This is a genomic window from Streptomyces spinoverrucosus (genome assembly GCF_006539505.1).
Lineage (GTDB): Bacteria > Actinomycetota > Actinomycetes > Streptomycetales > Streptomycetaceae > Streptomyces > Streptomyces spinoverrucosus.
On record NZ_BJND01000040.1, the window covers coordinates 56,987 to 80,205 of the forward strand.

Sequence of the window (23,219 nt, forward strand, 5' to 3'; positions counted from 1 at the left end):
CGGGTTCGGCGGCGCTCCTGGCACGGGGCCGGGTCATGGACCCGGGTTCGGCGGTGGTCCTGAGCATGGTGCCGGCCACGGTCCCGGCGGCCGTGTGTACGGCTCTGTGGGCGGGTACCGCGGCGGTGGAGGGCCGGGGGCGGGTCCCGTTGCCGAGGGCGGACAGGGGCACCGCTCTGGCCCGGGTGGCTGGCATGAGCACGGGGCGGGTGCCGGGGGCGTTCCCGGGCAGGGCTCCGGTCATGGCGAGGGGCCGGGGTACGGCCCCGGCCTGGGCAGTGGCCAGGGGCACGGTTCCGGCGCGGGTGACGGCCACGGGCGCTCCGGGCCCGGCGGCGGGCAAGGACACGGTCCCGGCAGCGGCAGCGGCAGCGGCAGCGGCAGCGGCAGCGGCCAAGGGCACGGCCACGGTCCCGGTGACGGGCCAGGACACGGCCCCAGCGGCGGACAGGGACACGGCGGCGGACACGGGCACGGCCACTCGCACAGTCACGCGCACGGTCCCGCCGCCCCCGTCTCCATGCACCTGCGCAAGGTCATCGCCGCGGTACTCATCCCCTTCGCCGCGGCCGTCGTGGTCGGCCTCGCCGTGCTGTGGCCCGGCGGTGCCCCTCCGCACGAGCGCACCGGCGTCGGCTTCGACCGGCAGACCCAGCAGGCAACGGTCACCAGGATCGAGGAGTTGCCCTGCGACTCGGTCAACGCCTCGGCGGAGACACCGAACGGCGACACCTCCACCGCCGAGGGATCCTCCGCCCAGCAGCAGGCGAACGGCACCTGCAAGCGGGCCACCATCCGGATCGACACCGGCAACGACAAGGGCCGTACCTTCACCGAGATCGTGCAGCCGGACCAGTCACGGCAGTTGCACCAGGGCGAGAAGGTCGTGGTCGCCTACGAGCCCTCCGCGCCCAGAGACCTGCAGTACTCGGTCACCGACGTGAACCGCCGACTCCCGATGGCCCTGCTCGCCGGCCTCTTCGCACTGGCTGTCGTGGCCGTCGGGCGGCTGCGCGGCGTGATGGCGCTGGTCGCGCTGACCATCAGCTTCATGGTGCTCAACTTCTTCATTCTGCCCGCGATTCTGCAGGGCTCGAACCCGCTGGTCGTGGCCGTGGTCGGGGCGAGCGCCATCATGCTGATCGCCCTGTATCTGTGCCACGGGCTGTCGGCCCGAACATCCGTGGCAGTTCTCGGCACGCTGATCTCGCTGCTGCTGATCGGCATCCTCGGTTCGCTGTTCATCGGCTGGGCCGCGCTCACGGGCAACACCGACGACAACACCGGGCTCATCCACGGCTTGTACCCGTCGATCGACATGAGCGGTCTGCTGCTGGCCGGCGTCATCATCGGTTCGCTCGGTGTGCTCGACGATGTGACGGTCACGCAGACCTCGGCGGTCTGGGAGCTGCACGAGGCCAACCCGACGATGGGCTGGCGCGGGCTGTACCGGGCCGGCATCCGTATCGGCCGCGACCACATCGCCTCCGTCGTCAACACCCTCGTCCTCGCCTACGCGGGCGCCGCGCTCCCGCTGCTGCTGCTCTTCTCCATCGCCCAGAGCAGCGTGGGGACGGTCGCCAACAGCGAACTGGTCGCGGAGGAGATCGTGCGCACGCTGGTCGGCTCGATCGGCCTGGTGGCCTCGGTGCCGGTCACCACGGCCCTCGCGGCGCTGGTGGTGTCGGCCGACCGGCCCGGCAAGGAGGCCGACACACGCGCGGCTGCCGACGCCGGCGGCCACGAAGCTCCGGTGCCGGCCCGCAGCGGGAGGGGACGGCGGCGCAAGCGCTGAGTACCGACAGCCTGCGCAGCCGTAGTCACAGCAACCCCAATGACCTCAGGCGAAGCGTTACGCCAACGCCCTCATCGCACGCCTCACCCCGCGCTCTGCTCCTCCGCCAGAATCCGGTCCAGCGCCTCGTCGAGATGGGCGTCGAAGTCGGCGAGGGAGCCCTCCTGGCCCAACGGCACGAGCTTGTCCGTGCGGTCGAGGAAGGCGACCAGCGGGGCCGTGGAGGAGCGGAACAGCGCCTGGTCGCAGCCGACCTGAAGCCGGATCAGGACATCGCCCAGCGACTCGGGATCGACCGGCGAGACCCGTACATCGCCCTCCCCGCACGGCCGCCCGACCCCGTCGATCAGCAGTTCCCGCCCGAAGGCCCAGGTCACCGGGGCGTCCCCGGGCAGATGGAAGGTCAGCCGCACGGCGTAGGGATCGCACGTTTCGTAGCGCAGCTCCACAGGGATGCGGAAGGAGAGCTCCTCGGAAACGAGAAAGCTCATCATGACCTCTGCCTGTACGGACTCGCGCATCGCCTACCCCGTCACTTGCCGTTCGATTGGCCGGGAATGAACCTCTGATACCTGGTGGCATCTTGCTGAACGTACACACCAGATCACAAGGAGTGAGTTTTCAGATACTGATAGAGATCGCGAGTGACCCGAGCGCACGGCCCACCTCGCTTTGCAACTGCCGGGCTGCGGGAAGCAGTCGGTCCGCTTGGTGGCTGGGGAGCGAGATGGCCATCGTCCCCGCACTGTCACCCACAGTGATCGGAATGGCCGCGCACACCGTCCCCAGCGCGTACTCCTGGCGCTCGGTCACCGGTTCCATCCGGCTCGTTCGTTCGAGTCGTTGCAGCAGGGCGCGGCCGTCGCGGACGGTGTACGGGGTGATCGACTGCACGGGATAGCGGTCGAGGTGGTCCCGGCGGGTGTTCTCGTCCAGCTGGGACAGAAGGCACTGTCCGATGGCGTGCGCGTGGCCGGTCTCGCGGAAGTCGGCCCACTCCTCCACCGCCGGATTGCCGGGGGTGTCGGAGACGCACATGACCTCGATCTCGCCGTCGCGGTAGATCGCGTAGTACACGGGCACGCCGATGGAATCCCGCCAGCGTGCGAGGGCCGCGTTGACCGTGCTGCGACGTTTCTGCTGGGCTCCGCTGCTGCTCAGCCGCTCGGCCGCCTCGCCGAGGAAGAACAGGCCTTTCTCACGGCGCAGATAGCTCTCGTGCACCAAGGTGCGCAGCAGATGGTACGTCGTGGGGAGGGCGACGCCGGTCTCGCGGGCCAGTTGCTTGGCGGGGGCGCCGTGCTCGTGCTCGGCGACGGCCTCCAGCAGGCGCATGGCGCGCTGCACGGACCCGATGAGGGTGGCGTTGTGCCGGGGCGTGGGGGGTGCGTAGGGATCTGCGGGTGCGGTGTCTGCCGTGGCCAAGGGTCACTCCCGAAGCGCGAGGGGGGCAGCCCGTGCAAGGGGTGCACGGGAGGGGGTGTACGGGTGTGTACGCCGCTCGCGGGGTCGCCCCCGCGTCGGGTTCCGGACTCTATTGGCCTGCCACCGCTCTCAGACCGTCCGCCCGGAAACTTCCCTCCCCCGAGGGAACCGGTCATTCCTGTTACCGGCTCCCGTCACCCACATCTGTTACCAGTCGCCACGCGACGAGGAGTTCGTCGTGAACTTCCGTACGACGTAGATGAGTCCGCCGACCAGGGCCACGAAGACCAGCAGCTTGAACAGCAGTCCGATCACGAAGCCCACGACGTTGGCTATCACGCCGCCGAACACGACCAGGGCGATGACCGGCACCGCGATCCACTTCACCCACCACGGCAGACCCGCGAAGATCTCTCGCATCGCCCTCGCCCTTCTCTCTCTCCACTGTGATGTCCTGCTTCGATGCTAGGGCCGGCGAGGTGCCCGACGGGTGCCGCGCAGCCCTTGTCCTCCCCTGATCGATCCCCTAGGGAATCCGGGGACGCGAGAGCCACGAACCCCGAGCCGACGGGTCAGTTCTCGGGCGGCGAGAACACCACAAGCACCCGCAGGTCCTCGCTGATGTGGTGGAACTTGTGGGCCACCCCGGCCGGGACGTACACCACGCTGCCGCGGGCCACCTCGGTGGTCTCCATACCGACGGTGATCGCGGCGCGGCCGCTCACCACGAAGTACACCTCGTCCTGGTTGTGCGGTTTCTGCGGGTCGTGCTCGCCCGCGTTGAGCGCGTACAGACCAACCGACATGTTCCGCTCCCGCAGAAACTGAAGGTAGGCCCCCTCGTTGGCGGCGCGCTCCGCCTCCAGTTCGTCCAGCCGGAATGCCTTCATCGCCTCGTCGCCCTCGCGCCCGTATTCGTAACCGATCTCGTCTGCCACGATCAGACACATGATGAATTTCGTAGTCAAGACGATCGCCAACGCGGGCGCCCTGGCGGTCGCCGTATGGCTGCTCGACAAGATCACCCTGACCGGGGACAGCACCGGGAAGAAGGTCGGCACGCTGATCCTGGTCGCGCTGATCTTCGGCCTCGTGAACTTCGTGGTCAAGCCGATCGTGCAGCTGCTGAGCCTGCCGCTGCTCATCCTCACCCTCGGCCTGTTCACCCTGATCGTCAACGCGCTGATGCTGCTGCTGACCTCGTGGCTCGCCGACAAGCTCGACCTGAGCTTCCATGTCGAGGGCTTCTGGACGGCCGTACTGGGCGGCCTGATCATCTCGATCGTCTCCTGGGCGCTCAACGTCGTCCTCCCGGACCGGGACTGAGCGCCATGACCTACCGCATCAGCTTCGTCTGCACCGGCAACATCTGCCGCTCCCCGATGGCCGAATCCGTCTTCCGCGCCCGGATCGCGGAAACCGGGCTGGACGGCCTCGTCGAGGTCGACAGCGCCGGCACGGGCGGCTGGCACGAGGGCGAACCGGCCGACCCGCGCACCGTGGCCGTGCTCCGGGAGCACGACTACGGCAGTGAGCACATCGCACGGCAGTTCCAGCCGTCGTGGTTCTCCCGGCTCGATCTCGTCATCGCGCTCGACTCCGGGCACCTGAAGGCGCTGCGCCGCCTCGCCCCCACCGAGCAGGAGGCTGCGAAGGTGCGCCTGCTGCGTTCCTACGATCCCGCCGCGGGCGACGACCTGGACGTTCCGGACCCCTATTACGGTGGCCGGGACGGCTTCGAGGAGTGCCTTGAGATGGTGGAGGCGGCGAGTACGGGACTGCTCGCCGCGGTACGCGAGCACCTGGAAGGACGGGCGGCATGAGCGGTTCTGCACGCGGTACGAGCGCGGAGGGGGGCGTCGGCGAGGGCACGCGCGCGGTGCGGGCGGGGCTGCCCGAGCCGGTGAAGCACGAGCCGACCCTGCCGGGTCCGGTGTTCGCCGCCCACTACCATCTGCCGGGCGAGTCCACGGGACCGTACACCTACGGCCGTGACGAGAACCCGACCTGGACGCACCTGGAGCGGGCGATCGGCGAACTGGAGGCACCCGGGCGGGACGGCGTCGAGACGCTCGTGTTCGCCTCCGGGATGGCCGCGATCTCGTCGGTGCTCTTCTCGCAGCTGCGCACGGGCGACGCGGTCGTGCTGCCCAGCGACGGCTACCAGGCGCTGCCGCTGGTGCGCGCGCAGCTGGAGGCGTACGGCATCGAGGTGCGCACCGCGCCGACCGCCGGCGACGCCCAGCTCGACGTCCTGGACGGCGCGAAGCTGCTGTGGATCGAGACCCCGTCCAACCCCGGGCTCGACGTGTGCGACATCCGGCGGCTCGCCGAGGCGGCACACGCGCGCGGGGCCCTGGTCGCCGTCGACAACACGCTCGCCACACCACTCGGACAGCGCCCGCTGGAACTGGGCGCCGACTTCTCCGTCGCCAGCGGCACCAAGCAGCTCACCGGGCACGGAGACATCCTCCTGGGGTACGTCGTCGGCCGCGACGCCGCAGCCATGGCCGCCGTACGTCGCTGGCGCAAGATCGTCGGAGCGATTCCGGGACCGATGGAGGCCTGGCTCGCACATCGGTCGATCGCCACGCTCCAGCTGCGCGTCGAGCGACAGAACGCCGGCGCCCTGGCGGTGGCCGAGGCGCTGCGCGACTGGCACGAGGATCTCGGGGTGCGCTACCCGGGGCTGATGAGCGACCCGTCGCACAAGATCGCCTCGCAGCAGATGCACCGTTTCGGGTGCGTGGTGTCGTTCACGCTGCCCACGCGCGCGCGTGCGGACCGTTTCCTCGACGCGCTGCGGCTCGTGGACGACGCCACGAGCTTCGGCGGAGTGCGCTCCACCGCCGAGCGGCGCGGGCGCTGGGGAGGGGACGCGGTGCCGGAGGGCTTCATCCGGCTGTCGGTCGGCGCCGAGGACCCCAAGGACCTGGTGGCGGATGTGCTGCGCGCACTGGACGAGTCGGCGCAGTGACGCTCACGGACGCCCGGTGGGGGTCCGACTACGCAAGACGGACGGTCCGAGCCTCCCCCCTCGTGGCTCGGACCGTCCTCGGTTCCGCGCGCGAAGAACCGCGCGACCAAGGCTAGTTGACTCTCTGTCAGTGTCCAATCACTGTAGCGACAGAGACCTATCGACTTATTTATAGTTGGGCCCTGCCTCAGGGGTGGGAGCAGCGCACGGGAAGGGGTGGGGGGCGCCATGGATCTGGCCTTGCTGCGCACGTTCGTGACCGTGCACCGGGCCGGCTCCTTCACCCGCGCCGCCGCCCTGCTGGGCCTCTCCCAGCCGGCCGTCACCTCACAGATCCGCACCCTCGAACGGCAGCTGGGCCGTCCCCTGTTCCTGCGGCAGGCGCGCGGTGTGACGCCGACGACCATGGGCGACGAGCTCGCGCACAAGGCCGCTCCGCATCTGGACGCGCTGGTGGAGATCGCCGAGAGCGGGCTCGACGACGAGTCGTCCTTACGTACGTTGCATCTGGCCGGGCCCCCGGAGTTCACCGCCGAGCGGGCGCTGCCCGCGCTCGTGGAACTGACCGGGGAGGACGGCCAGGGGTTCGCCCTGCGCGCCTCCTTCGGCAACGCGGAGGAGACGCTGGAGGGGCTGGCCGCCGGCCATCATGATCTGGCCATCAGCACGGCCCGCCCACGCGGCGCCCTGCTCACCGCGACTGCGCTCTGCGACGAGGAGCACATCCTGGTCGCTGCTCCGCGCTGGGCGGAAGAGATCGACACCGGGGCGCTGCGCGACAAGGGCGCGCCCGCCCTGGAGAACCTTCCCGTCGTCGAGGTGCACGAGTCGCTGCCCTTCGTCGCCCGCTACTGGGCCTCCGTCTTCGACTCCCGCCCGGCCGCATCCGGCACCGTCATCGTCCCCGATCTACGTGCCGTCCTGGCCTGTACGGCCGCGGGCGCGGGGCTCGCGGTGCTGCCCCGCTATCTGTGCGCGCCCGCCCTGGAGCGCGGCAAGGTGGTCGCCCTGCACGAACCGGCGGTACCGCCCCTGCGGACGTACTTCCTGGTGGTGCGCACCGGAACGCTGGCCATGCCGCATATCGCGCGGGCGCACGAGTGGCTGCAGCGGGCGGCCACTGACTGGTGCTGAAGGGGGCGAGGCGGGTGTGGGTCCAGGCGCATGGCGGCTTCACTCCCCGGGCCCGGCGGGTGACGATCCGCGATGTTTCACGTGGAACATGTCGGGCCACATTTCTCCCATGACCGTCCGACCCGTGGTCAAGCGCACCGCCCGCGCCGTTCTTCTGGACGGTGACGACCTGATCCTGATCAAGCGCACCAAGCCCGGTGTCGATCCCTACTGGGTCACTCCCGGTGGCGGGGTCGACCCCGGTGACCCCACCGTCGTCCACGCCCTGCACCGCGAGGTGTACGAGGAGCTGGGCGCCAAGATCACCGATGTCGTGCCGTGCTTTGTGGACACCGTCGAGCACATCGGCGAGGACGGCGGGGCGACCGGCGTGAAGGTACAGCACTTCTTCGTCTGCCGACTCGAATCCATGGATCCGTCCCTGCGGCACGGTCCCGAGGTCGACGAGCCCATGGGCGCGTACGAGATCGTACGAGTGCCGTTCACCCGCGTCGGGATCGCCTCCGTGCATCTTGTCCCGCTGTCGCTGCGGCACTACCTCGACGGGAACATCGAGGGCGTACGGGCAATGCACGCGCCCGATCTGGGCTGAGCTGGTCGGCGTTCGGTGTCGCACCCGTCAGCTACTGGCGGCGACCAGCTCCTCCACGGAGTCGTGCCGTATGCGCTCGGACGGGATGCCGACGTCCCGCAGAACGTCCACGCCGCTGCGGATCATGCCGGGCGGGCCCGAGAGATAGGCGTCGTACTCGTTCCAGGGACCGTACTCCCTTATGGCGTCGGGGAGCTGGATGTGCGCCTGCTGGTCGATGATCGCGCGTACGGAGAGCCATGGGTGCGTCTGCTGGAGCCTGAGCATCGTGTCGATGTCGTACAGGTCGTGGTCGGTGCGGGCGCCGTAGAACACCTCGACCGGTCGCCGCTCGCCGTGTTCGGCTACGTCCTCGATCAGGGCCTTGATCGGCGCGATGCCCGTGCCGCCGCCCAGGCAGAGCAGGCCGCTGTCGGTGGTGTGGTCCACGGTCATCGAACCGGCGGGTGGGCCGAGGCGGATGACGTCGCCGGGCCGGGCGCGGTGCACGAGGGCGTTGGAGACCCAGCCCGCCGGGACCGCCTTCACATGGAAGCTGAGCAGTCCGTCGGAGCGGGGCGCGGAGGCGAAGGAGTAGTGCCGCCATATGCGCGGCCACCACGGTGTCTCCAGGCTCGTGTACTGCCCGGCGAGGAAGGGATAGGGCTGGTCCGGGCGGACGGTGATGACGGCGACGTCCGGGGTCCTCAGGTCGTGCGAGACGACCTCCGCGTACCACCAGGCCGGGGCGCGCAGCTCGTCCGCGGCCGCCGCGTCGATCATGACCTGCGAGATCGTCGTGTACGCCCGTACCCAGGCCGCCTCCGTCTCGTCGTCCCAGACGGACTCGGCGTACCGGCTCAGTGCCCCGATCAGACACTCGCCGACGGCCGGATAGTGCTCGGGCTGCGTGCCGTACTTGCGATGGCCGCGGCCCAGGTTCTGCAGATAGGGCACGAGCACGTCGGTGTTGTCGATGTGCTCGGCCGCCGTCAGCAACGCCTTGAGCAGGCGGTCCCGCTGGGCGTCCATCGCGGCGGGGAACAGGGAGCGCAGGTCGGGGTGGCGGACGAAGAGCAGGGCGTAGAAGTACGAGGTGACCTTGTCGGCGACGGGGGCGACCGTGGACATGGTGCGCCGGATGAGGACGGCGTCCGGGGAGGCGTCCTCTTGGGGGGCGGGGGTGGTGGACGGCTCGGCGTGTGGGGCCGGACTGGAGGGGGCGGCTTGCGGGGCGGTGCCGGTTGGTCTGGCGTGCGGGTGCGGGGCGGCGGAGCTGGGCGCGTCCGGCTGTGGGGGCGGGACGGAGCTGGGTGCCTGCGGTTGTGCTTGCGGGGCGGGGCTGGGTGCCTGCGGCTGGGGTTGCGCGGCGGCGGAGCCGGGTGCCTGCGGTTGTGCTTGCGGGGCGGGGCTCGACGGCTCGCTGTGCGGGGCCGCCGGGGCGGTGGACGGCTCGGTGTGCGGGGCCGGAGCGGCGGAGGGTTTCCCCCCGGCAGTGAACAGGGACGGCTCGGGGTGGCCCGCCGGAGCGAGGCGTTGGGTGGGCACGCGGTGCGGGGCGGGCGGGGCCTCGGTGAGGGCCGCCGTGCGCTGGTCGGAGGGCTGCGGTTCGGTGCGGGTCGGGGGCGGCGCGGGCGTGGATGTGGCCGCCCGGGTTATTCGCTTCTGATCCGCCGCGACATTGGTGGCGGCGGGCCCCGCACTGTGGGCGGGTGACGCGGCGAAGCCCTCCCACGGTGCTGCCTGCGGCGTCTGCGGCGGCCCGAGCGGCCCCGGGCCGTGCGTTCGCTCGTGCGGCTCCGGGGGCCGCGATCCGGTCACCGCATCAGGAGCGGGGGCCCCTCCCGGTGTCTCTGCCGCCCGCACCCAGGGGGACGCGCCAGTGCCGTGTATGTGGGGCGTCGGCTCAGCGTCAGCTGTGTCACCGGCGGGCGGGACACCGAGGGTCGGGTGGGCTTGGCCGTCGGCAGCCGGGTCAGTCGTATGCGGCTGGGAGAAGGTCTCGGCGACGTAGGGCCGGGCAAGCGGCTCGTCGACTTCGAGATGTCCGTGCTGCTCCGTGCGCTGCGAGGTGGCGTCCGGTACGGCCTCACCGGTGGGCGCGCCCGAGTCGGGTCCTGGCGTGGCCCGGCCCACCGGGCGCATGCCGGCGAGGCGGCGGCCGTCCGTGGCCTCCCGCTCGGTCCCCTGAGTCGGCTCCGGCTTCTTCCGCGGCGTGAACCAGCCGCCCCCGCCGCCCGAAGTGCCGTTGCCGTCCGACGTGGTGGTCGGAGCGTCCATGGTGTGCCTCGCCTCGAACATCTTTCGGTCGGTCTGCGCACTTCCTCGGTTGGAAGATGCCTGCTTCCTCCGCAGCCGGCTGCTGTTCCCGTTCGGCGTCGCGGCCAACGCAGCCATAGTCAACTCTTGTTCCCGCCGCGTACGGACAAGTAGGACGAGAGTGTGACATTGGCCGCAGTGTTCTCACCGCAGCGTCCCACTTCACATGGACGCCCCGGTCGCTTAACCGAGAATGCGGGTCTTCGATCTCTCCGTCCCGTTAGGCTGCATTGCCCTGTCCCCGGCCCCAACGGGAAGCGTGCTCCGCATCCCATACAGGGAACCGGAGTCGACCATACCGGCCACCGCCCCGCACACAAGTCCCCCCTTCCACGACCACGAATTTGACTATGGGGCGATCCAGCGATTCCCCCAATTACGGCGCGTGCCGCACCAATTCGTAGGCATCCCACAGATCCTGCTCTCGGTGACACGGATGGATGCTCGACGTTCGCCGATGTTTCACGTGAAACACCCCGCGCTTGTCCATGTGCCCCGCATTCGCCCACGAGTTGGCCAAAAGGGCGTACCTCTCTGCCGAAACAGGTGGACGTCAAGGGCACCGGTCAGACAGCCTGACCTGCGTGCCTACTCCTTCCCTCGCTGCTCTGCCGATTCGCCGTCTGACCCGTCGCGACCTCAAGGCCTGCGCGGACTTGTCCGAGGACCGGGGGTGGCCGCGCGAGGAACACAAGTGGAGCTTCCTCCTCACCGCCGGGACCGGATACGGCATCGACGACCCTCAGGGAGGGCTCGTGGCCGCCTGTGCGGTCACCGAGTACGGACCGCAGGAACGCCCGGAGCTGGGAGCCGTGGGGATGGTGCTGGTCGCCGAGCGGCACGCACGCCAGGGCGTCGGGCGCCGGTTGATGCAGCACGTGGTGTCGACGATGGGCACCACGCCACTGACTCTGCACGCCACGCCGAACGGTCGCCCGCTCTACGAAGAACTCGGCTTCAAGGTCACCGGCCGCGCAGAAATGCTGCGCGGCTTTTTCATGCCCGGCGGACCCGAGCTCAGAGTGGCCACCCGCCCCGCAACCGGCGAGGACCTCGCCAAGATCCTCCGCATCGACGCCGAGGTGTTCGGCGCCGACCGCACGCACATCATCACGCGCCTGCCCGCCTTTGCCGACCAGGTTCGGGTCGCCGAGGAGGACGGCCGGATCATCGGCTACGCGGCCGCCTGGCCCAACATGAACACGCATGTCGTCGGCCCGCTGATCGCCCAGGATACGGAGACCGCGAAGGCGCTGATCGCCTCGCTCGCCGCCCACACCGACCGCCCGCTGCGCACCGACATCGACGTCCGGCACGAGGAGCTGGTCGCGTGGGCGAAGGAGCGCGGCATGGCATCGGTCGCCTTCAACGCGGTGATGACGTACGGGGTGGCGGAACTCCCGGGTGACTGGCGTCGGCGTTTCGCTCCGCTGACGGTGGCAGCGGGCTGAGGTCCGGAAAGGGAGAACGCCGGTCCCGTGGGGAACCGGCGTCCTGTCGTCGACGAATGGAGCTGCCGTCAGGCGAGCGCCTCGACGGCGGCCGTGGCGAAGCCGTGGTCCTGCTCCGGGGCGCCGCCGCCCACTCCGATGGCACCGATCAGCCGTCCGTCACGGTGAATCGGCAGGCCGCCCGCGATGAACAGCAGCGGCCGGTCGAGCGCGGTCTGCAGGGAGTGGAACGGCCCATCGGGCTTGACCGCGTCGACGAGATCGGCGGTCGGCGCGTTCAGCTGGAGGGCGGTGTACGCCTTGCGGGTGCTGGTCTCTCCGGAGATCAGCACGGCCCGGTCGTCACGCCGGAAGGCGAGCAGGTGCCCGCCGGCGTCCAGGACGGTGACGCTGACGGTCGCTCCGGCGGCCTCGGCGGCGCGACGGGCCGCGGTGACGAGAACCTCGGCGTCCTGGATGGTCAGCGGCGCGACGGCGGTGGTGGTGCTCATTGCGGGTTTCTCCTTGCATGTATTGCTGGTGTCGGGGTTCGGCCGGGCGGCGCGGGGACGGCCCTGGCCCCGCGTGGCCCCGGCTCGGTTCAGTGGTGATCGGACGGTGGGGGGCGTACGGCGGGGCGTACGGTCCTGCGGCGTCCGGCGCGTTCAGTGGCGGATGGCGGCCCGCTCCTCAGCGGGGACGCCGGCTGCGACGACGGCACTCGGGGTGCTCTCACGACGCTCCAGCGCGGCCGAGAGGACGGCGAGGAGCAGAGCGGCCGCGGCGAGGACGGCGCCGACCCAGTTCGGAGCCGTGTAGCCGAGGCCGGCCGCGATGACCAGGCCGCCGAGCCAGGCGGAGAGGGCATTGCCCAGATTGAAGGCGCCGATGTTCACGGCGGAGGCGAGAGTCGGGGCGCCGTGCGCCTGGTCGAGGACGCGCTTCTGCAGCGGCGGGACGGTCGCGAAGCCCAGGGCGCCGATCAGCGCGATGCTCACGGCCGAGAGGACCTTGTCGTACGCCGTGAGTGTGAAGAGCGCGAGGACGACCGCGAGGGCGCTCAGGGAGACGTACAGCATCGGCATCAGGGCGCGGTCGGCGAACTTGCCGCCGACCAGGTTGCCGCCGACCATGCCGAGGCCGAACAGGACCAGCAGCCAGGTGACGGAGCCGTCGGCGAAGCCCGCGACGTGAGTCATCATCGGCGCGATGTAGGTGATGGCCGCGAAGACGCCGCCGAATCCGAGGACGGTCATCGCCATGGCGAGCAGGACCTGGACGTTCTTGAAGGCGGCCAGTTCGTGCCGAAGGTGAACACCCTCGGGCTTGGGCATCTCGGGGACGAGCTTGGCGATGCCGACCAGGCCGACGACACCGAGCGCGGCGACGATGGTGAAGGTGACGCGCCAGCCCAGGGACTGTCCGACGAGCGTGCCCAGCGGGACGCCGACGACGTTGGCGACGGTGAGGCCGGTGAACATCATCGCGATGGCTCCGGCCTTCTTGTCCGGAGCGACCAGCTCGGCGGCGACCACCGAGCCGATGCCGAAGAAGGCACCGTGGGCGAGTGAGGCGACCACCCGGCCGATGAGCATCACGGCGAAGGCGGGGGCGAGGGCGGAGAGCAGGTTGCCGACGATGAACAGACCCATCAGCACCATCAGCATCCGCTTGCGGGAGACCTTGGTGCCGAGCACGGTCATCAGCGGGGCGCCGAACATCACGCCGAGTGCGTAGCCGGTCACCAGGAAGCCGGCTGTCGGGATGGAGACCCCGAAGTCGGTCGCGACCTCAGGCAGCAAGCCCATGATCACGAACTCGGTCGTGCCGATTCCGAAGGCCCCGATCGCGAGGGCCAGAAGCGCGAGAGGCATGGGGGGATACCCTTCCCAGACGATTGCAGGAGCGCTTTGCGTGCGTCCACAATAGTTGCAGACGCGGGCTATATGCAACCGCAGGCTATTGCACGGTTGCTCTATCCTGGATTCAGCCGCTCCGGGACGGAGGAAACGCCAATGACAGCGACGGACCCCGCACTCACCGCCCTCGCCCAGGGCTGGTCCGCCCTCGCTCTGCTGCACGGCAGGATCGAGGCGCACATCGAGCGCGCCCTGCAGGCCGGGCACGACTTGAGCGTGCGCGAGTACTCCCTGCTGGACGTGCTCAGCCGGCAGCACGACGGCGACGGCGGGCATCTGCAGATGAAGCAGGTCGCCGACGCGGTCGTCCTCAGTCAGAGCGCCACCACCCGGCTGGTCACCCGGCTCGAGGACCGCGGTCTGCTGGAGCGGTATCTGTGCCCCACCGACCGCCGTGGCATCTACACGAACGTGACCGAGGCGGGCCTGAAGCTGCTGGAGGATGCGCGGCCGACCAATGACGCCGCCCTGCGTGAGGCGCTCGACGAGGCGGCCAAGAACCCCGAGCTGGCCCCGCTGGTCCGGGTCGTGGAGTCGGTGAGCGTGCCCGCATAGGGTGCGGGCATGGGAGATCTTGAGATACGAGCCGCGGTCACGGACGACCTCCCCGCGATCGTCGGCATGCTCGCCGACGACACGCTGGGCGCGCAGCGGGAGTCACCGGACGACCTGACCCCGTACCGGGCCGCGCTGGAGCGCCTCGGCGCCGACCCGAACCAGCGCCTCGTCGTCGCCGTTCGCGAGGGCCGAGTCGTCGGCACGCTTCAGCTCACGATCATTCCCGGGCTCTCCCGACGTGGCGCCACCAGGTCGATCATCGAGGGGGTCCGTATCCACGCCGACGAGCGCGGAAGCGGGCTCGGTACCCAGCTCATCGAGTGGGCGATCGAGGAGTCCCGCCGACAGGGTTGCCAGTTGGTGCAGCTGACGTCCGACAACTCCCGTGTGGACGCCCACCGCTTCTATGAACGGCTTGGCTTCACGGCGTCCCACGTGGGTTTCAAGCTCCAGCTCTGAGCTCTGGGCCCTGGAGAAGCGAGCGGACCCTGCGCAACGAAGGGCCATGTTTCACGTGAAACATGGCCACTCCTCCGCACCTTGAGATGGCCTCGCCCCGCGCCTTGAGCCCGGACGCCTAACCGATCCCCCGCCACCCCTCCGGGTCCACTCCACCCGGCACATCCGCTGTCTCGTCGTACGGCTGACGCGTGAACACGAACGACCCGAGGTCCAGATGGCTCACGGACCCGTCAGCCCGCCGTACGGGCCGCAGCACCTCTCCGGCGTAGTAGCCCTCCAGCCCTGTCCAGGTGCCGTCCCCATTGGCCCGGAAGCGGGCGCCACGCCCCTTGCCGGACAGCGGCTCCAGCGACACCCCACCTCCTCCGGTGAGGCGCAGACCGAAGGCGTACGTCCCCCAGTACCACTGACCCGCCAACTCCAATACGGACGGGTCGACTTCAGGCAACGGGCGCCACGGTTCGGGGATGCGTGGCTCGGCTTCGGCGACGATGCGGACGAGGTCGGCACCCACCATCGACAGCAGTGGACCGGAGGTGCAGTTGGCGAGCACCACCGCCGCCACGTCGTCCGCCACGCTCAGGGTGAGATTCGCGAGGAAGCCCGGCAGCGAGCCGGAGTGGCCCACGAGCAGCCGACCGTCCCGGTGCTGGATCTGCAGCCCGAGTCCGTACGTCACCCCGTCCGCGACATCCGCGGCCTCGGCCGGCGCCGCGGGCGCCCGCATCTCCCGTACGGTCTGCGCACTCAGCACCCGCTCGTCGCCCTGCGCGAGGAACACGGCGAACCGGGCCAGGTCCCCGGTGGTCGACCAGAGCTGACCGGCGGGAGCCATCCGCCCGAGATCCTCAGCGGGCTCCGGCAGCAGCACATCGGCCCATGGATGCACCGCCCAGCCACCGGCGTGCGGCGCCGACGGCTGCGCACTCGTCCGGTCGAGACCCAGGGGTTCGAGCACCTCGCGCCGCAGCACGTCTTCCCAGGGGGCGCCGCGCAGCCTCTCGACGAGCGCGCCCAGCAACGTGTAGCCGGGGTTCGAGTAGTGGAAACGCCGCCCGGCCGGATGCAGGAAGGGCTGTTCACCGAGTACGTCGGCCAGCTCCGGGCGCAGTGAGCCCGGGCTGCGCTCCCACCACGGCGCAGGGGACTCGGCGGCCAGCCCGCTGGTGTGTGCCAGCAGTTCGGCGATGGTGGCCTCACCGGCACTCGTGCCCGGCAGATGCTTCTCGAGTCGGTCACCGAGGTCGACGAGGCCCTCGTCGCGCAACCGCAGCACCAGAACCGCGGTGAAGGTCTTGGTGATCGAACCGATCCGGTACTGCACGTTCTCGTTGGGCACCTGCCCGTCCACCGACGTCCGCGCCCCGTGCCACACGGCACGCCCGCCCCGCACGACCGCCGCGACCATCGACGGGGCACGTCCCTCGGACTGAGCCACGGCAAGCCGGTGCAGCAACGCCCGGCGCGTGGCGGGCAGCAACTCTTCCTGAGATGTAGTCATGCCCTCAGTCCATCCGGCCGGACGACAGACGTCGAGCACATTTCCCCACGCGCAGCAGCCTGGCGATGACCGACCATGAGAGCTACGCCTTCCGGGCGTCCGCGATCTTGTCCAGTTCGCGCATGGCCTCGGCGTGCGCGCTCATCCGCCGGCTCACCGTGCCGGTGGTGAAGAGCGCCACGCCTGCCGACGACACCGGCACGGACAGCCCGAGCACGGCCAGGGCCTCGGGCCAGTCGCGCTCGTTCTCGCAGTAATCCCCCTTGTGGAGCCCCTCGTTGGCCGTACCGCCCTCTGTCAGCAACCGTGATTCACAATCATGTCCACAGATGGCCGCCGAATCTAGCAGCGGCTTCCCGTGAACTGCGGCTTCTCTGGTTGTCTCATGGCTTGGCCGATGAGTTCTGCCTCACCGCCGCGTCATTTCCGGGCAGGAGGACGACCTTGCCGAGGTTGGCACGGGCTTCGATGATCTCGTGCGCTCGTGCCGCATCAGCCAGCGGAATTTGGGCGTGAATGGCCGGCTGCAACTGCCCGGACATGGTTAGCTTCCACAGCTCCTCGCCATGCTGGTCATAGAGCTCACGCTGAGTGTTGGCAAACCTCGCCATGGTGAGCCCGGTGATGGTTTTCGATCCTGCCAGGAGGTCGAAGGCGGGAACGGTGCCGCCGCCCGAGTTGAAGAAGACGAGTCGCCCGCCGGGTGCAAGGGCAGAGAGGGCGCGTGGGAGTAGATCTCCGCCGACTCCGTCCAGGACGACGTCGACTGGCTCCCCCCAGTGCTTGCTGTCGTAGGTGACGATCTCGTCGGCGCCGAGACCGCGGAGGAACTCCGCCTTGGTGTGTGAGCTCACCGCCGCGACGACCCGTTCAATGCCCTGAAGCTTGGCCAGTTGGACCGCGAGATGCCCCACTCCGCTCGCGGCGCCCGTGATGAGGACCGACTCGCTCACCAGGGGGCGGGCCGTGGCGAGGGCGGCGAGGGCGACGTGTCCACTGCGCACGAGCGCGACGGCCTGGACGGCGCTCGCTCCGTCCGGTATGCGGCTCGCCATGAAGCCGGGGGCGATTGCCAGTTCGCAGTACGAGCCGCCGCTGAAAGTGAGCGACGTGATGCGGTCGCCGACCTCGAAATCCGTCACGTCCGAGCCGAGTGCGATCACCGTTCCGGCGACCTCGCCTCCAAGGACTCCCGGTAGCGGCGTCCTGCCGTCCTCGCCGCGAACCTTGCGCACGGAGGGAAGGGTCACGCCGATGGCTTCCGTGCGGACCAGCAGTTCCCCCGGGCCGGGCTTGGGGGCCTCCGCGTCTTCGACGCGGAGCACTTCCGGACCGCCGTACTCATAGAAACGAACCCGCCGCATGCGCACCTCCAGGTCATTGGGAGACCCAACGATAGCGAAAGATCGTAGGGAGCCCCAACGATTTTCCGGTTAGTCTGGCCTCATGTCCGAGACCACCCGCGCTCCCGCCCGTATCCGCTCCCTCCCCAGCTGGCTCCTGGGCCGTGCCGCAGCTCGGGGACACCGGCTCGTCGCCGAAGCCCTCGCTCAGGTGGGCATGCGGATGATGCACCATGCCGTGCTATCGGCAGTCGCCGAACTGGGACCCGTATCGCAGGCGGAGCTGGGCCGCAGCCTGAGCATCGATCCCAAGGACATGGTCGCGATCCTCAACGATCTCCAAAACGATGGCCTCGTGACCCGAGCGCCGGACGCCAAGGACCGCCGTAAAAACGCCATCGCCCTTTCGCCGAGCGGGAAACGTCGCCTGATTCAGACCGAGAGACTGGGCCGTGAGGCGAACGATGAGTTGACCGCTGCTTTGACGCCTGCCGAGCGGACCCAGCTCATGGGTCTCCTCGTGCGCATAGTCCAGCCGGAAGAGCCCTGCGTTGAAACTGACCCAAGTAGCGAATAGCAGCTCGTCACGCATGCCGGGAAGACAGGGCGGGACGGCAGGGATGCCGGGGGCTTGCTCGCCGGCGCGGAGACCGGCGTCGTGGCTTGCTCTTCCGCGGGGGCGGAGAGGGATCTTGTGGGGGTGGGCCCAGGGGCCATGTTCGCGGTGCTCATGCCGGCTTCGCGGGGGAGGTCCGGCACCCCGTTCAGCGAGCCACGATGCCGTGGACGCTGCGATCGAGGTCTGCGAAGAGCAATCCGGCCAGCTCCAGGCGGGGTTCGTAGTCGCGCATGGTCGCTGACCAGTAGGTACCCGAGTAGTGCTGCCCTCGGTGCCAGCGGGTCAAGTCTGTGCCATGTCCACGAACCGGGAGTAGTGGCCCTGGAAGGCGACCGTGATGGTTGCGGTCGGGCCGTTTCGGTGCTTGGCGACGATCAGGTCGGCCTCGCCCGCGCGGGGCGACTCCTTCTCGTAGGCGTCCTCGCGGTGCAGCAGGATGACCATGTCGGCGTCCTGCTCGATGGACCCGGATTCACGCAGGTCGGAGACCATCGGCTTCTTGTCCGTGCGCTGCTCGGGGCCACGGTTCAGCTGGGAGAGCGCGATGACCGGGATCTCCAGCTCCTTGGCCAGCAGCTTGAGGTTTCGGGACATGTCCGAAACCTCCTGCTGTCGGCTCTCGGAGCGCTTGGAACCGCCGGACTGCATCAGCTGGAGGTAGTCGATGACGACCAGCCGGAGGTCGTTGCGCTGTTTCAGGCGGCGGCACTTGGCGCGGATCTCCATCATCGACAGGTTCGGGGAGTCGTCGATGTAGAGCGGGGCCGCGGAGACGTCCGGCATCCGGCGGGCCAGCCGTGTCCAGTCCTCGTCGGTCATCGTGCCGGAGCGCATGTGGTGCAGCGCGACCCGGGCCTCGGCGGACAGCAGACGCATCGCGATCTCGTTGCGCCCCATTTCGAGCGAGAAGATGACGCTCGGCAGGTTGTGCTTGATCGACGCGGCCCGGGCGAAGTCCAGCGCGAGCGTCGACTTGCCCATCGCGGGACGCGCGGCGATGACGATCATCTGGCCCGGGTGCAGACCGTTGGTGAGCGAGTCGAAGTCGGTGAAGCCGGTGGGCACCCCGGTCATCTCGCCGGTGCGTGAACCGATCGCCTCGATCTCGTCGAGCGCACCCTCCATGATGTCGCCGAGCGGCAGATAGTCCTCACTGGTGCGCTGCTCGGTGACCGCGTAGATCTCGGCCTGGGCCCGGTTGACGATCTCGTCGACGTCGTCGTCGGCCGCGTATCCCATCTGCGTGATACGGGTGCCTGCCTCGACGAGGCGGCGCAGGACGGCCCGCTCATGGACGATCTCCGCGTAGTACTCGGCGTTCGCCGCCGTCGGCACCGTCTGGACGAGGGTGTGCAGATACGACGCGCCACCGACCTTGTTGATCTCGCCACGCTTGGTGAGCTCGGCGGCGATCGTGATGGGGTCGGCCGGCTCGCCCTTGGCGTAGATGTCGAGGATCGCCTGGTAGATCGTCTCGTGCGCGGGCTTGTAGAAGTCGTGTCCCTTGAGGATCTCCACGACGTCGGCGATGGCGTCCTTGGACAGCAGCATGCCGCCCAGCACGGACTGTTCGGCGTTGAGATCCTGCGGCGGAACTCGCTCGAAGGACGAACCTCCGCCGTCCCAGGCGCCGTTCTCCCGGCCTCGCTCATGCTGCTCTTCGCGACCCCGGCCGCCGTCCCCGCGGCGGCGGGAGGGCAGACGATCGCTGGGACCACTGTCGGCCCACGGGTCGTCCAAGGGCTCGGAAATACTCACCGAGCCACCTCCTCCCGTCCGCCGAGCGGACCTCACCGTGCCCGTCATTTCTACGGCACGGCACTGACAACTGAGAGGCCCGGCTCCGGTTCTCGCGCGTTGGTTTTGTGACGGTTTCACAGCCGACGGAGGGAGCGGGCGCCGGACCACGGTAGGCCCCCGGGCACCGTCAGCCAATCTGGTTATCCACAGGCCATGTGGACGACGGCCCCGATGCTGTGGACAACTCCGCGAAACCTGTGCACGACCCGGTGGACAGGCCTGTGAACAAGCCCGCACCGCCGCCCTCAAACTGCTCCTGACCTGCGCCTTTCCCATCCACCGGCTGTGCAGAAGAAAAACTTCCCCAGTCAGCGCAAGATCGCTTCGAACAGTGCACAACAGTACACACGATGCCAGGTCAAGTAAGGGGCACAATGGCATTGCATCTCTTACCTGTGGAAGATTAGATTGGTGCTCATGACACAGGCTCCCGCGACCCCCAGGGCCGCCCGGCGACAACACGATCGGGAGATCGTCTCGCTGGCCGTCCCGGCCTTCGGCGCACTGGTCGCCGAGCCCCTCTTCGTCCTGGCCGACAGCGCGATCGTCGGCCACCTCGGCACGGCCCAACTCGCCGGACTCGGTGTCGCCTCAGCACTCCTGACGACCGCCGTCAGCATCTTCGTCTTCCTCGCCTACGCCACCACGGCGGCCGTGGCCCGACGAGTTGGCGCCGGTGACCTCCCGTCAGCGATCCGTCAGGGCATGGACGGTATCTGGCTGGCACTGCTGCTCGGCGCCGGCGTCATCGCCGTCGTCCTGCCCATGGCACCGTTCCTCGTGGAACTCTTCGGCGCCTCGGACACAGCGGCCCCCTACGCGACCACATACCTGCGGATCTCGTCCCTCGGTATCCCCGCCATGCTCGTCGTCCTCGCCGCGACCGGTGTCCTGCGCGGTCTGCAGGACACCAGGACGCCGCTCTACGTCGCCGTCGCGGGCTTCGTCGCCAACGGCGTCCTCAACGCGGTCCTCGTCTACGGCGCCGGCCTCGGCATCGCAGGCTCCGCCTGGGGCACCGTGATCGCCCAGTGCGGCATGGCGGCCGTGTACCTCGTGGTCGTCATCCGCGGAGCCCGTCGGCACGGCGCCTCACTGCGCCCGGACGCCGCCGGGATCAGAGCGTCCGCACAGGCCGGGGCGCCACTGCTCGTCCGCACGCTATCGCTGCGGGCCATCCTCATGATCGCGACAGCCGTCGCGGCCCGTCTCGGCGACGCCGACATAGCGGCCCACCAGATCATCCTCTCCCTGTGGAGCCTGCTGGCCTTCGCGCTCGACGCCATCGCGATCGCCGGACAGGCCATCATCGGACGCTACCTCGGCGCCGACGACCCGGAGGGAGCCCGCGACGTCTGCCGCCGCATGGTGCAGTGGGGCATCGCAGTCGGCCTCGTACTCGGAGTTCTGGTCGTCGTGGCCCGCCCGGCCTTCCTCCCTCTGTTCACCAGCGACTCCGCCGTGAAGGACACCGCTCTTCCCGCCCTGCTGGTGGTCGCGCTCTCCCAGCCGATCTGCGGCGTGGTCTTCGTCCTGGACGGCGTCCTGATGGGAGCCGGCGACGGCCCATACCTTGCCTGGGCGATGCTCCTCACCCTGGCGGTCTTCACTCCCGTGGCGCTCCTCGTGCCCACCTTCGGCGGCGGGCTCACCGCGCTGTGGGCGGCCATGACTCTGATGATGACGGTCCGAATGCTCACCCTATGGCTGCGCACGCGCTCGGGCCGATGGCTCGTCACCGGCGCGACGCGGTGAGCAAGTTGTCCCGCGAGAAGCAGGACGTCAAGCAGCAGGACGTCAAGCAGCAGGACGCGTAGCCCGGCTCGGCGTTTCACGTGAAACAGCCCCCGATGGCCGATGTTTCACGTGAAACACCCACGGCCGACCGCTCACCACAGGAGCCACAAGAGACATCCACCCAACAACTGGCCACAAGAGACACCCACCCCAACAACACGAGTGGGGCCGCACCCCGAAGGATGCGACCCCACTCCCTGCTTCAACGAGCGCAGCGCTTACGCAGCGACGACCTCGATGTTGACCTTGGCGGCAACCTCGGGGTGCAGACGCACGGACGTCTCGTGGGCGCCCAGCGTCTTGATCGGAGCGCCGAGCTCGATGCGGCGCTTGTCGACCTCGGGGCCACCGGCAGCCTTGATCGCCGAGGCGATGTCGGCCGGGGTGACGGAACCGAAGAGACGACCGGCGTCGCCGGAGCGGACGGCCAGGCGAACCCTGACACCCTCGAGCTGGGCCTTCACCTGGTTGGCCTGCTCGATGGTCTGGATCTCGTGGATCTTGCGAGCACGACGGATCTGCTCGACGTCCTTCTCGCCACCCTTGGTCCAGCGGATAGCGAACTTCCGCGGGATCAGGTAGTTGCGAGCGTAACCGTCCTTGACGTCGACGACATCGCCCGCGGCACCGAGGCCAGAGACCTCGTGGGTGAGGATGATCTTCATGAGTCGGTCACCCTTCCCTTAGCGCGCGGTGGACGTGTAGGGCAGCAGCGCCATCTCACGGCTGTTCTTGACGGCCGTGGCGACGTCACGCTGGTGCTGCGTGCAGTTGCCGGTCACGCGGCGGGCACGGATCTTGCCGCGGTCGGAAATGAACTTCCGCAGCATGTTCGTGTCCTTGTAGTCCACGTACGTGACCTTGTCCTTGCAGAAAGCGCAGACCTTCTTCTTCGGCTTGCGCACAGGCGGCTTCGCCATGGTGTTTCTCCTGTGTGATCAAGAAGTGTGGGTACGACCCACCCTCGGCCGTGAGGCCTAGAAGGGGGGCTCGTCCGAGTAGCCGCCACCGCTGCCGCCGGAGCCACCGCCCCAGCCGCCGCCACCGCCCTGCTGGCCACCGGCGGGAGCGCCGGTCGCCCACGGGTCGTCGGCGGGAGCGCCGCCGCCCTGCTGGCCGCCACCGGGGCCACCGCCCCAGCCGCCGCCACCCTGGCCGGCACCGCCGCCGTAACCACCCTGGCCACCTCGACCCGTGGTCTTGGTGACCTTGGCCGTGGCGTTGCGCAGGCTGGGGCCGACTTCCTCGACGTCCAGCTCGAAGACCGTGCGCTTGACACCCTCACGGTCCTCGTACGACCGCTGCTTCAGCCGGCCCTGCACGATGACGCGCATGCCTCGCTGGAGCGACTCGGCGACGTTCTCAGCCGCCTGGCGCCAGACCGAGCAGGTCAGGAACAGGCTCTCGCCGTCCTTCCACTCGTTGGTCTGACGGTCGAAGGTGCGAGGCGTGGACGCGACACGGAACTTCGCGACCGCCGCACCGGAGGGGGTGAAGCGCAGCTCGGGGTCGTCGACAAGATTGCCGATGACCGTGATGACGGTCTCGCCTGCCATGGGGGAACCTCTC

Annotated in this window: 25 protein-coding genes and 1 pseudogene; 11 read left to right on the forward strand and 15 right to left on the reverse strand. The window is 69.3% G+C overall.

What is annotated here, in order from left to right; genetic code table 11:
• The first annotated feature begins 271 nt into the window (after positions 1–271).
• A complete protein-coding gene (locus SSP24_RS25930; protein WP_141312148.1) occupies positions 272–1,795 on the forward strand; it encodes a YibE/F family protein in 1,524 nt (507 codons plus the stop codon).
• Positions 1,796–1,878: 83 nt separating this feature from the next.
• On the opposite strand, the gene SSP24_RS25935 is transcribed toward SSP24_RS25930, so the two are convergent.
• The 4 genes from SSP24_RS25935 to SSP24_RS25950 form a co-directional block, all read right to left on the reverse strand.
• Positions 1,879–2,316, reverse strand: a complete 438-nt coding sequence (locus SSP24_RS25935) for an SsgA family sporulation/cell division regulator (protein ID WP_141312112.1) — start codon at positions 2,314–2,316, stop codon at positions 1,879–1,881.
• Between the two features lie 100 nt (positions 2,317–2,416).
• The gene (locus SSP24_RS25940) at positions 2,417–3,142 is read right to left on the reverse strand and encodes an IclR family transcriptional regulator (protein ID WP_141312149.1); all 726 of its coding nucleotides are present in this window, start codon (positions 3,140–3,142) and stop codon (positions 2,417–2,419) included.
• A gap of 285 nt (positions 3,143–3,427) precedes the next feature.
• Positions 3,428–3,640 (reverse strand): DUF5326 family protein, encoded by a 213-nt coding sequence (locus tag SSP24_RS25945; RefSeq protein ID WP_141312113.1) that lies wholly within the window; start codon positions 3,638–3,640, stop codon positions 3,428–3,430.
• A gap of 152 nt (positions 3,641–3,792) precedes the next feature.
• Positions 3,793–4,110, reverse strand: a complete 318-nt coding sequence (locus tag SSP24_RS25950; protein ID WP_141312150.1) for a cupin domain-containing protein — start codon at positions 4,108–4,110, stop codon at positions 3,793–3,795.
• A 58-nt stretch (positions 4,111–4,168) separates the two neighbouring features.
• On the opposite strand from SSP24_RS25950, the gene SSP24_RS25955 reads away from it, so the two are divergent.
• From SSP24_RS25955 to SSP24_RS25975, 5 genes are all read left to right on the forward strand, one after another.
• On the forward strand, positions 4,169–4,546 hold the full coding sequence (locus tag SSP24_RS25955; protein ID WP_141312114.1) for a phage holin family protein: 378 nt from the start codon (positions 4,169–4,171) through the stop codon (positions 4,544–4,546).
• 5 nt (positions 4,547–4,551) lie between these two features.
• Positions 4,552–5,043: a low molecular weight protein-tyrosine-phosphatase gene (locus tag SSP24_RS25960; RefSeq protein ID WP_141312115.1), complete on the forward strand. Its 492-nt coding sequence runs from the start codon at positions 4,552–4,554 to the stop codon at positions 5,041–5,043.
• Positions 5,040–6,197, forward strand: a complete 1,158-nt coding sequence (locus SSP24_RS25965; protein WP_141312116.1) for a cystathionine gamma-lyase — start codon at positions 5,040–5,042, stop codon at positions 6,195–6,197. The genes SSP24_RS25960 and SSP24_RS25965 overlap by 4 nt, the downstream gene beginning before the upstream one ends.
• Before the next feature lie 228 nt (positions 6,198–6,425).
• Positions 6,426–7,331, forward strand: coding sequence for a LysR family transcriptional regulator (locus SSP24_RS25970; RefSeq protein WP_141312117.1), 906 nt, complete (start codon positions 6,426–6,428; stop codon positions 7,329–7,331).
• Positions 7,332–7,440: 109 nt separating this feature from the next.
• A complete protein-coding gene (locus SSP24_RS25975) occupies positions 7,441–7,923 on the forward strand; it encodes an NUDIX domain-containing protein (RefSeq protein WP_141312118.1) in 483 nt (160 codons plus the stop codon).
• Between the two features lie 27 nt (positions 7,924–7,950).
• Here SSP24_RS25975 and SSP24_RS25980 read toward each other — a convergent pair whose 3' ends face one another.
• A complete protein-coding gene (locus SSP24_RS25980; RefSeq protein WP_373306687.1) occupies positions 7,951–9,561 on the reverse strand; it encodes a globin domain-containing protein in 1,611 nt (536 codons plus the stop codon).
• A gap of 1,244 nt (positions 9,562–10,805) precedes the next feature.
• Here SSP24_RS25980 and SSP24_RS25990 point away from each other — a divergent pair.
• Complete coding sequence (locus SSP24_RS25990) at positions 10,806–11,672, forward strand: GNAT family N-acetyltransferase (protein ID WP_141312119.1); 867 nt, start codon at positions 10,806–10,808, stop codon at positions 11,670–11,672.
• 68 nt (positions 11,673–11,740) lie between these two features.
• Here the strand turns inward: SSP24_RS25990 and SSP24_RS25995 are convergent, their stop codons facing one another.
• The gene (locus tag SSP24_RS25995) at positions 11,741–12,163 is read right to left on the reverse strand and encodes a GlcG/HbpS family heme-binding protein (RefSeq protein ID WP_141312120.1); all 423 of its coding nucleotides are present in this window, start codon (positions 12,161–12,163) and stop codon (positions 11,741–11,743) included.
• A gap of 153 nt (positions 12,164–12,316) precedes the next feature.
• Entirely contained in the window at positions 12,317–13,525 is a 1,209-nt protein-coding gene (locus SSP24_RS26000; protein ID WP_141312121.1) for an MFS transporter, read from the reverse strand.
• 141 nt (positions 13,526–13,666) lie between these two features.
• Here SSP24_RS26000 and SSP24_RS26005 point away from each other — a divergent pair, with 141 nt between their 5' ends.
• Together SSP24_RS26005 and SSP24_RS26010 are read left to right on the forward strand one after the other, a co-directional pair.
• Positions 13,667–14,125 carry a MarR family winged helix-turn-helix transcriptional regulator gene (locus SSP24_RS26005; protein ID WP_141312122.1) on the forward strand — a complete coding sequence of 153 codons (459 nt, stop codon included), beginning with the start codon at positions 13,667–13,669 and terminating at the stop codon, positions 14,123–14,125.
• A 9-nt stretch (positions 14,126–14,134) separates the two neighbouring features.
• Positions 14,135–14,587 carry a GNAT family N-acetyltransferase gene (locus SSP24_RS26010; RefSeq protein ID WP_141312123.1) on the forward strand — a complete coding sequence of 151 codons (453 nt, stop codon included), beginning with the start codon at positions 14,135–14,137 and terminating at the stop codon, positions 14,585–14,587.
• A gap of 118 nt (positions 14,588–14,705) precedes the next feature.
• On the opposite strand, the gene SSP24_RS26015 is transcribed toward SSP24_RS26010, so the two are convergent.
• The 3 genes and pseudogenes from SSP24_RS26015 to SSP24_RS26025 form a co-directional block, all read right to left on the reverse strand.
• A complete protein-coding gene (locus tag SSP24_RS26015; protein ID WP_141312124.1) occupies positions 14,706–16,091 on the reverse strand; it encodes a serine hydrolase domain-containing protein in 1,386 nt (461 codons plus the stop codon).
• Between the two features lie 82 nt (positions 16,092–16,173).
• Positions 16,174–16,410 (reverse strand): annotated as a pseudogene (locus SSP24_RS26020) (hypothetical protein); the annotation flags it as partial.
• 64 nt (positions 16,411–16,474) lie between these two features.
• Positions 16,475–17,455, reverse strand: coding sequence for a quinone oxidoreductase family protein (locus SSP24_RS26025; protein WP_141312125.1), 981 nt, complete (start codon positions 17,453–17,455; stop codon positions 16,475–16,477).
• Between the two features lie 82 nt (positions 17,456–17,537).
• Here SSP24_RS26025 and SSP24_RS26030 point away from each other — a divergent pair, with 82 nt between their 5' ends.
• The gene (locus SSP24_RS26030) at positions 17,538–18,011 is read left to right on the forward strand and encodes a MarR family winged helix-turn-helix transcriptional regulator (protein WP_141312126.1); all 474 of its coding nucleotides are present in this window, start codon (positions 17,538–17,540) and stop codon (positions 18,009–18,011) included.
• A gap of 187 nt (positions 18,012–18,198) precedes the next feature.
• On the opposite strand, the gene SSP24_RS26035 is transcribed toward SSP24_RS26030, so the two are convergent.
• Entirely contained in the window at positions 18,199–18,339 is a 141-nt protein-coding gene (locus SSP24_RS26035) for a hypothetical protein (RefSeq protein WP_229865046.1), read from the reverse strand.
• Positions 18,336–19,811 (reverse strand): replicative DNA helicase, encoded by a 1,476-nt coding sequence (gene dnaB, locus SSP24_RS26040; protein WP_141312127.1) that lies wholly within the window; start codon positions 19,809–19,811, stop codon positions 18,336–18,338. Before dnaB ends, SSP24_RS26035 begins: the two co-directional genes overlap by 4 nt.
• Positions 19,812–20,270: 459 nt before the next feature.
• Between dnaB and SSP24_RS26045 the strand changes: the two genes are divergently transcribed.
• Complete coding sequence (locus SSP24_RS26045; RefSeq protein ID WP_141312128.1) at positions 20,271–21,608, forward strand: MATE family efflux transporter; 1,338 nt, start codon at positions 20,271–20,273, stop codon at positions 21,606–21,608.
• Between the two features lie 260 nt (positions 21,609–21,868).
• Here the strand turns inward: SSP24_RS26045 and rplI are convergent, their stop codons facing one another.
• The 3 genes from rplI to SSP24_RS26060 are packed head-to-tail and all read right to left on the reverse strand — an operon-like array spanning position 21,869 to position 23,206.
• Positions 21,869–22,315 carry a 50S ribosomal protein L9 gene (gene rplI, locus SSP24_RS26050; RefSeq protein ID WP_141312129.1) on the reverse strand — a complete coding sequence of 149 codons (447 nt, stop codon included), beginning with the start codon at positions 22,313–22,315 and terminating at the stop codon, positions 21,869–21,871.
• An 18-nt stretch (positions 22,316–22,333) separates the two neighbouring features.
• Positions 22,334–22,570 (reverse strand): 30S ribosomal protein S18, encoded by a 237-nt coding sequence (gene rpsR, locus SSP24_RS26055; RefSeq protein ID WP_003949403.1) that lies wholly within the window; start codon positions 22,568–22,570, stop codon positions 22,334–22,336.
• 57 nt (positions 22,571–22,627) lie between these two features.
• Entirely contained in the window at positions 22,628–23,206 is a 579-nt protein-coding gene (locus SSP24_RS26060) for a single-stranded DNA-binding protein (protein WP_141312130.1), read from the reverse strand.
• Positions 23,207–23,219: the final 13 nt, after the last annotated feature.

Bases quoted from the DNA above. Each gene is read 5' to 3' on its own strand.
- SSP24_RS25950 (WP_141312150.1), bottom strand. From the start codon at position 4,110: ATGAAGGCATTCCGGCTGGACGAACTGGAGGCGGAGCGCGCCGCCAAC.
- SSP24_RS26060 (WP_141312130.1), bottom strand. From the start codon at position 23,206: ATGGCAGGCGAGACCGTCATCACGGTCATCGGCAATCTTGTCGACGAC.
- SSP24_RS25965 (WP_141312116.1), top strand. From the start codon at position 5,040: ATGAGCGGTTCTGCACGCGGTACGAGCGCGGAGGGGGGCGTCGGCGAG.
- SSP24_RS25975 (WP_141312118.1), top strand. From the start codon at position 7,441: ATGACCGTCCGACCCGTGGTCAAGCGCACCGCCCGCGCCGTTCTTCTG.
- SSP24_RS25970 (WP_141312117.1), top strand. From the start codon at position 6,426: ATGGATCTGGCCTTGCTGCGCACGTTCGTGACCGTGCACCGGGCCGGC.
- SSP24_RS26025 (WP_141312125.1), bottom strand. From the start codon at position 17,455: ATGCGGCGGGTTCGTTTCTATGAGTACGGCGGTCCGGAAGTGCTCCGC.
- SSP24_RS26005 (WP_141312122.1), top strand. From the start codon at position 13,667: ATGACAGCGACGGACCCCGCACTCACCGCCCTCGCCCAGGGCTGGTCC.
- SSP24_RS26000 (WP_141312121.1), bottom strand. From the start codon at position 13,525: ATGCCTCTCGCGCTTCTGGCCCTCGCGATCGGGGCCTTCGGAATCGGC.
- SSP24_RS25995 (WP_141312120.1), bottom strand. From the start codon at position 12,163: ATGAGCACCACCACCGCCGTCGCGCCGCTGACCATCCAGGACGCCGAG.
- SSP24_RS26045 (WP_141312128.1), top strand. From the start codon at position 20,271: ATGACACAGGCTCCCGCGACCCCCAGGGCCGCCCGGCGACAACACGAT.
- rplI (WP_141312129.1), bottom strand. From the start codon at position 22,315: ATGAAGATCATCCTCACCCACGAGGTCTCTGGCCTCGGTGCCGCGGGC.
- SSP24_RS25945 (WP_141312113.1), bottom strand. From the start codon at position 3,640: ATGCGAGAGATCTTCGCGGGTCTGCCGTGGTGGGTGAAGTGGATCGCG.
- rpsR (WP_003949403.1), bottom strand. From the start codon at position 22,570: ATGGCGAAGCCGCCTGTGCGCAAGCCGAAGAAGAAGGTCTGCGCTTTC.
- SSP24_RS25955 (WP_141312114.1), top strand. From the start codon at position 4,169: ATGATGAATTTCGTAGTCAAGACGATCGCCAACGCGGGCGCCCTGGCG.
- SSP24_RS26010 (WP_141312123.1), top strand. From the start codon at position 14,135: ATGGGAGATCTTGAGATACGAGCCGCGGTCACGGACGACCTCCCCGCG.
- SSP24_RS25935 (WP_141312112.1), bottom strand. From the start codon at position 2,316: ATGCGCGAGTCCGTACAGGCAGAGGTCATGATGAGCTTTCTCGTTTCC.
- SSP24_RS26030 (WP_141312126.1), top strand. From the start codon at position 17,538: ATGTCCGAGACCACCCGCGCTCCCGCCCGTATCCGCTCCCTCCCCAGC.
- SSP24_RS25960 (WP_141312115.1), top strand. From the start codon at position 4,552: ATGACCTACCGCATCAGCTTCGTCTGCACCGGCAACATCTGCCGCTCC.
- SSP24_RS26015 (WP_141312124.1), bottom strand. From the start codon at position 16,091: ATGACTACATCTCAGGAAGAGTTGCTGCCCGCCACGCGCCGGGCGTTG.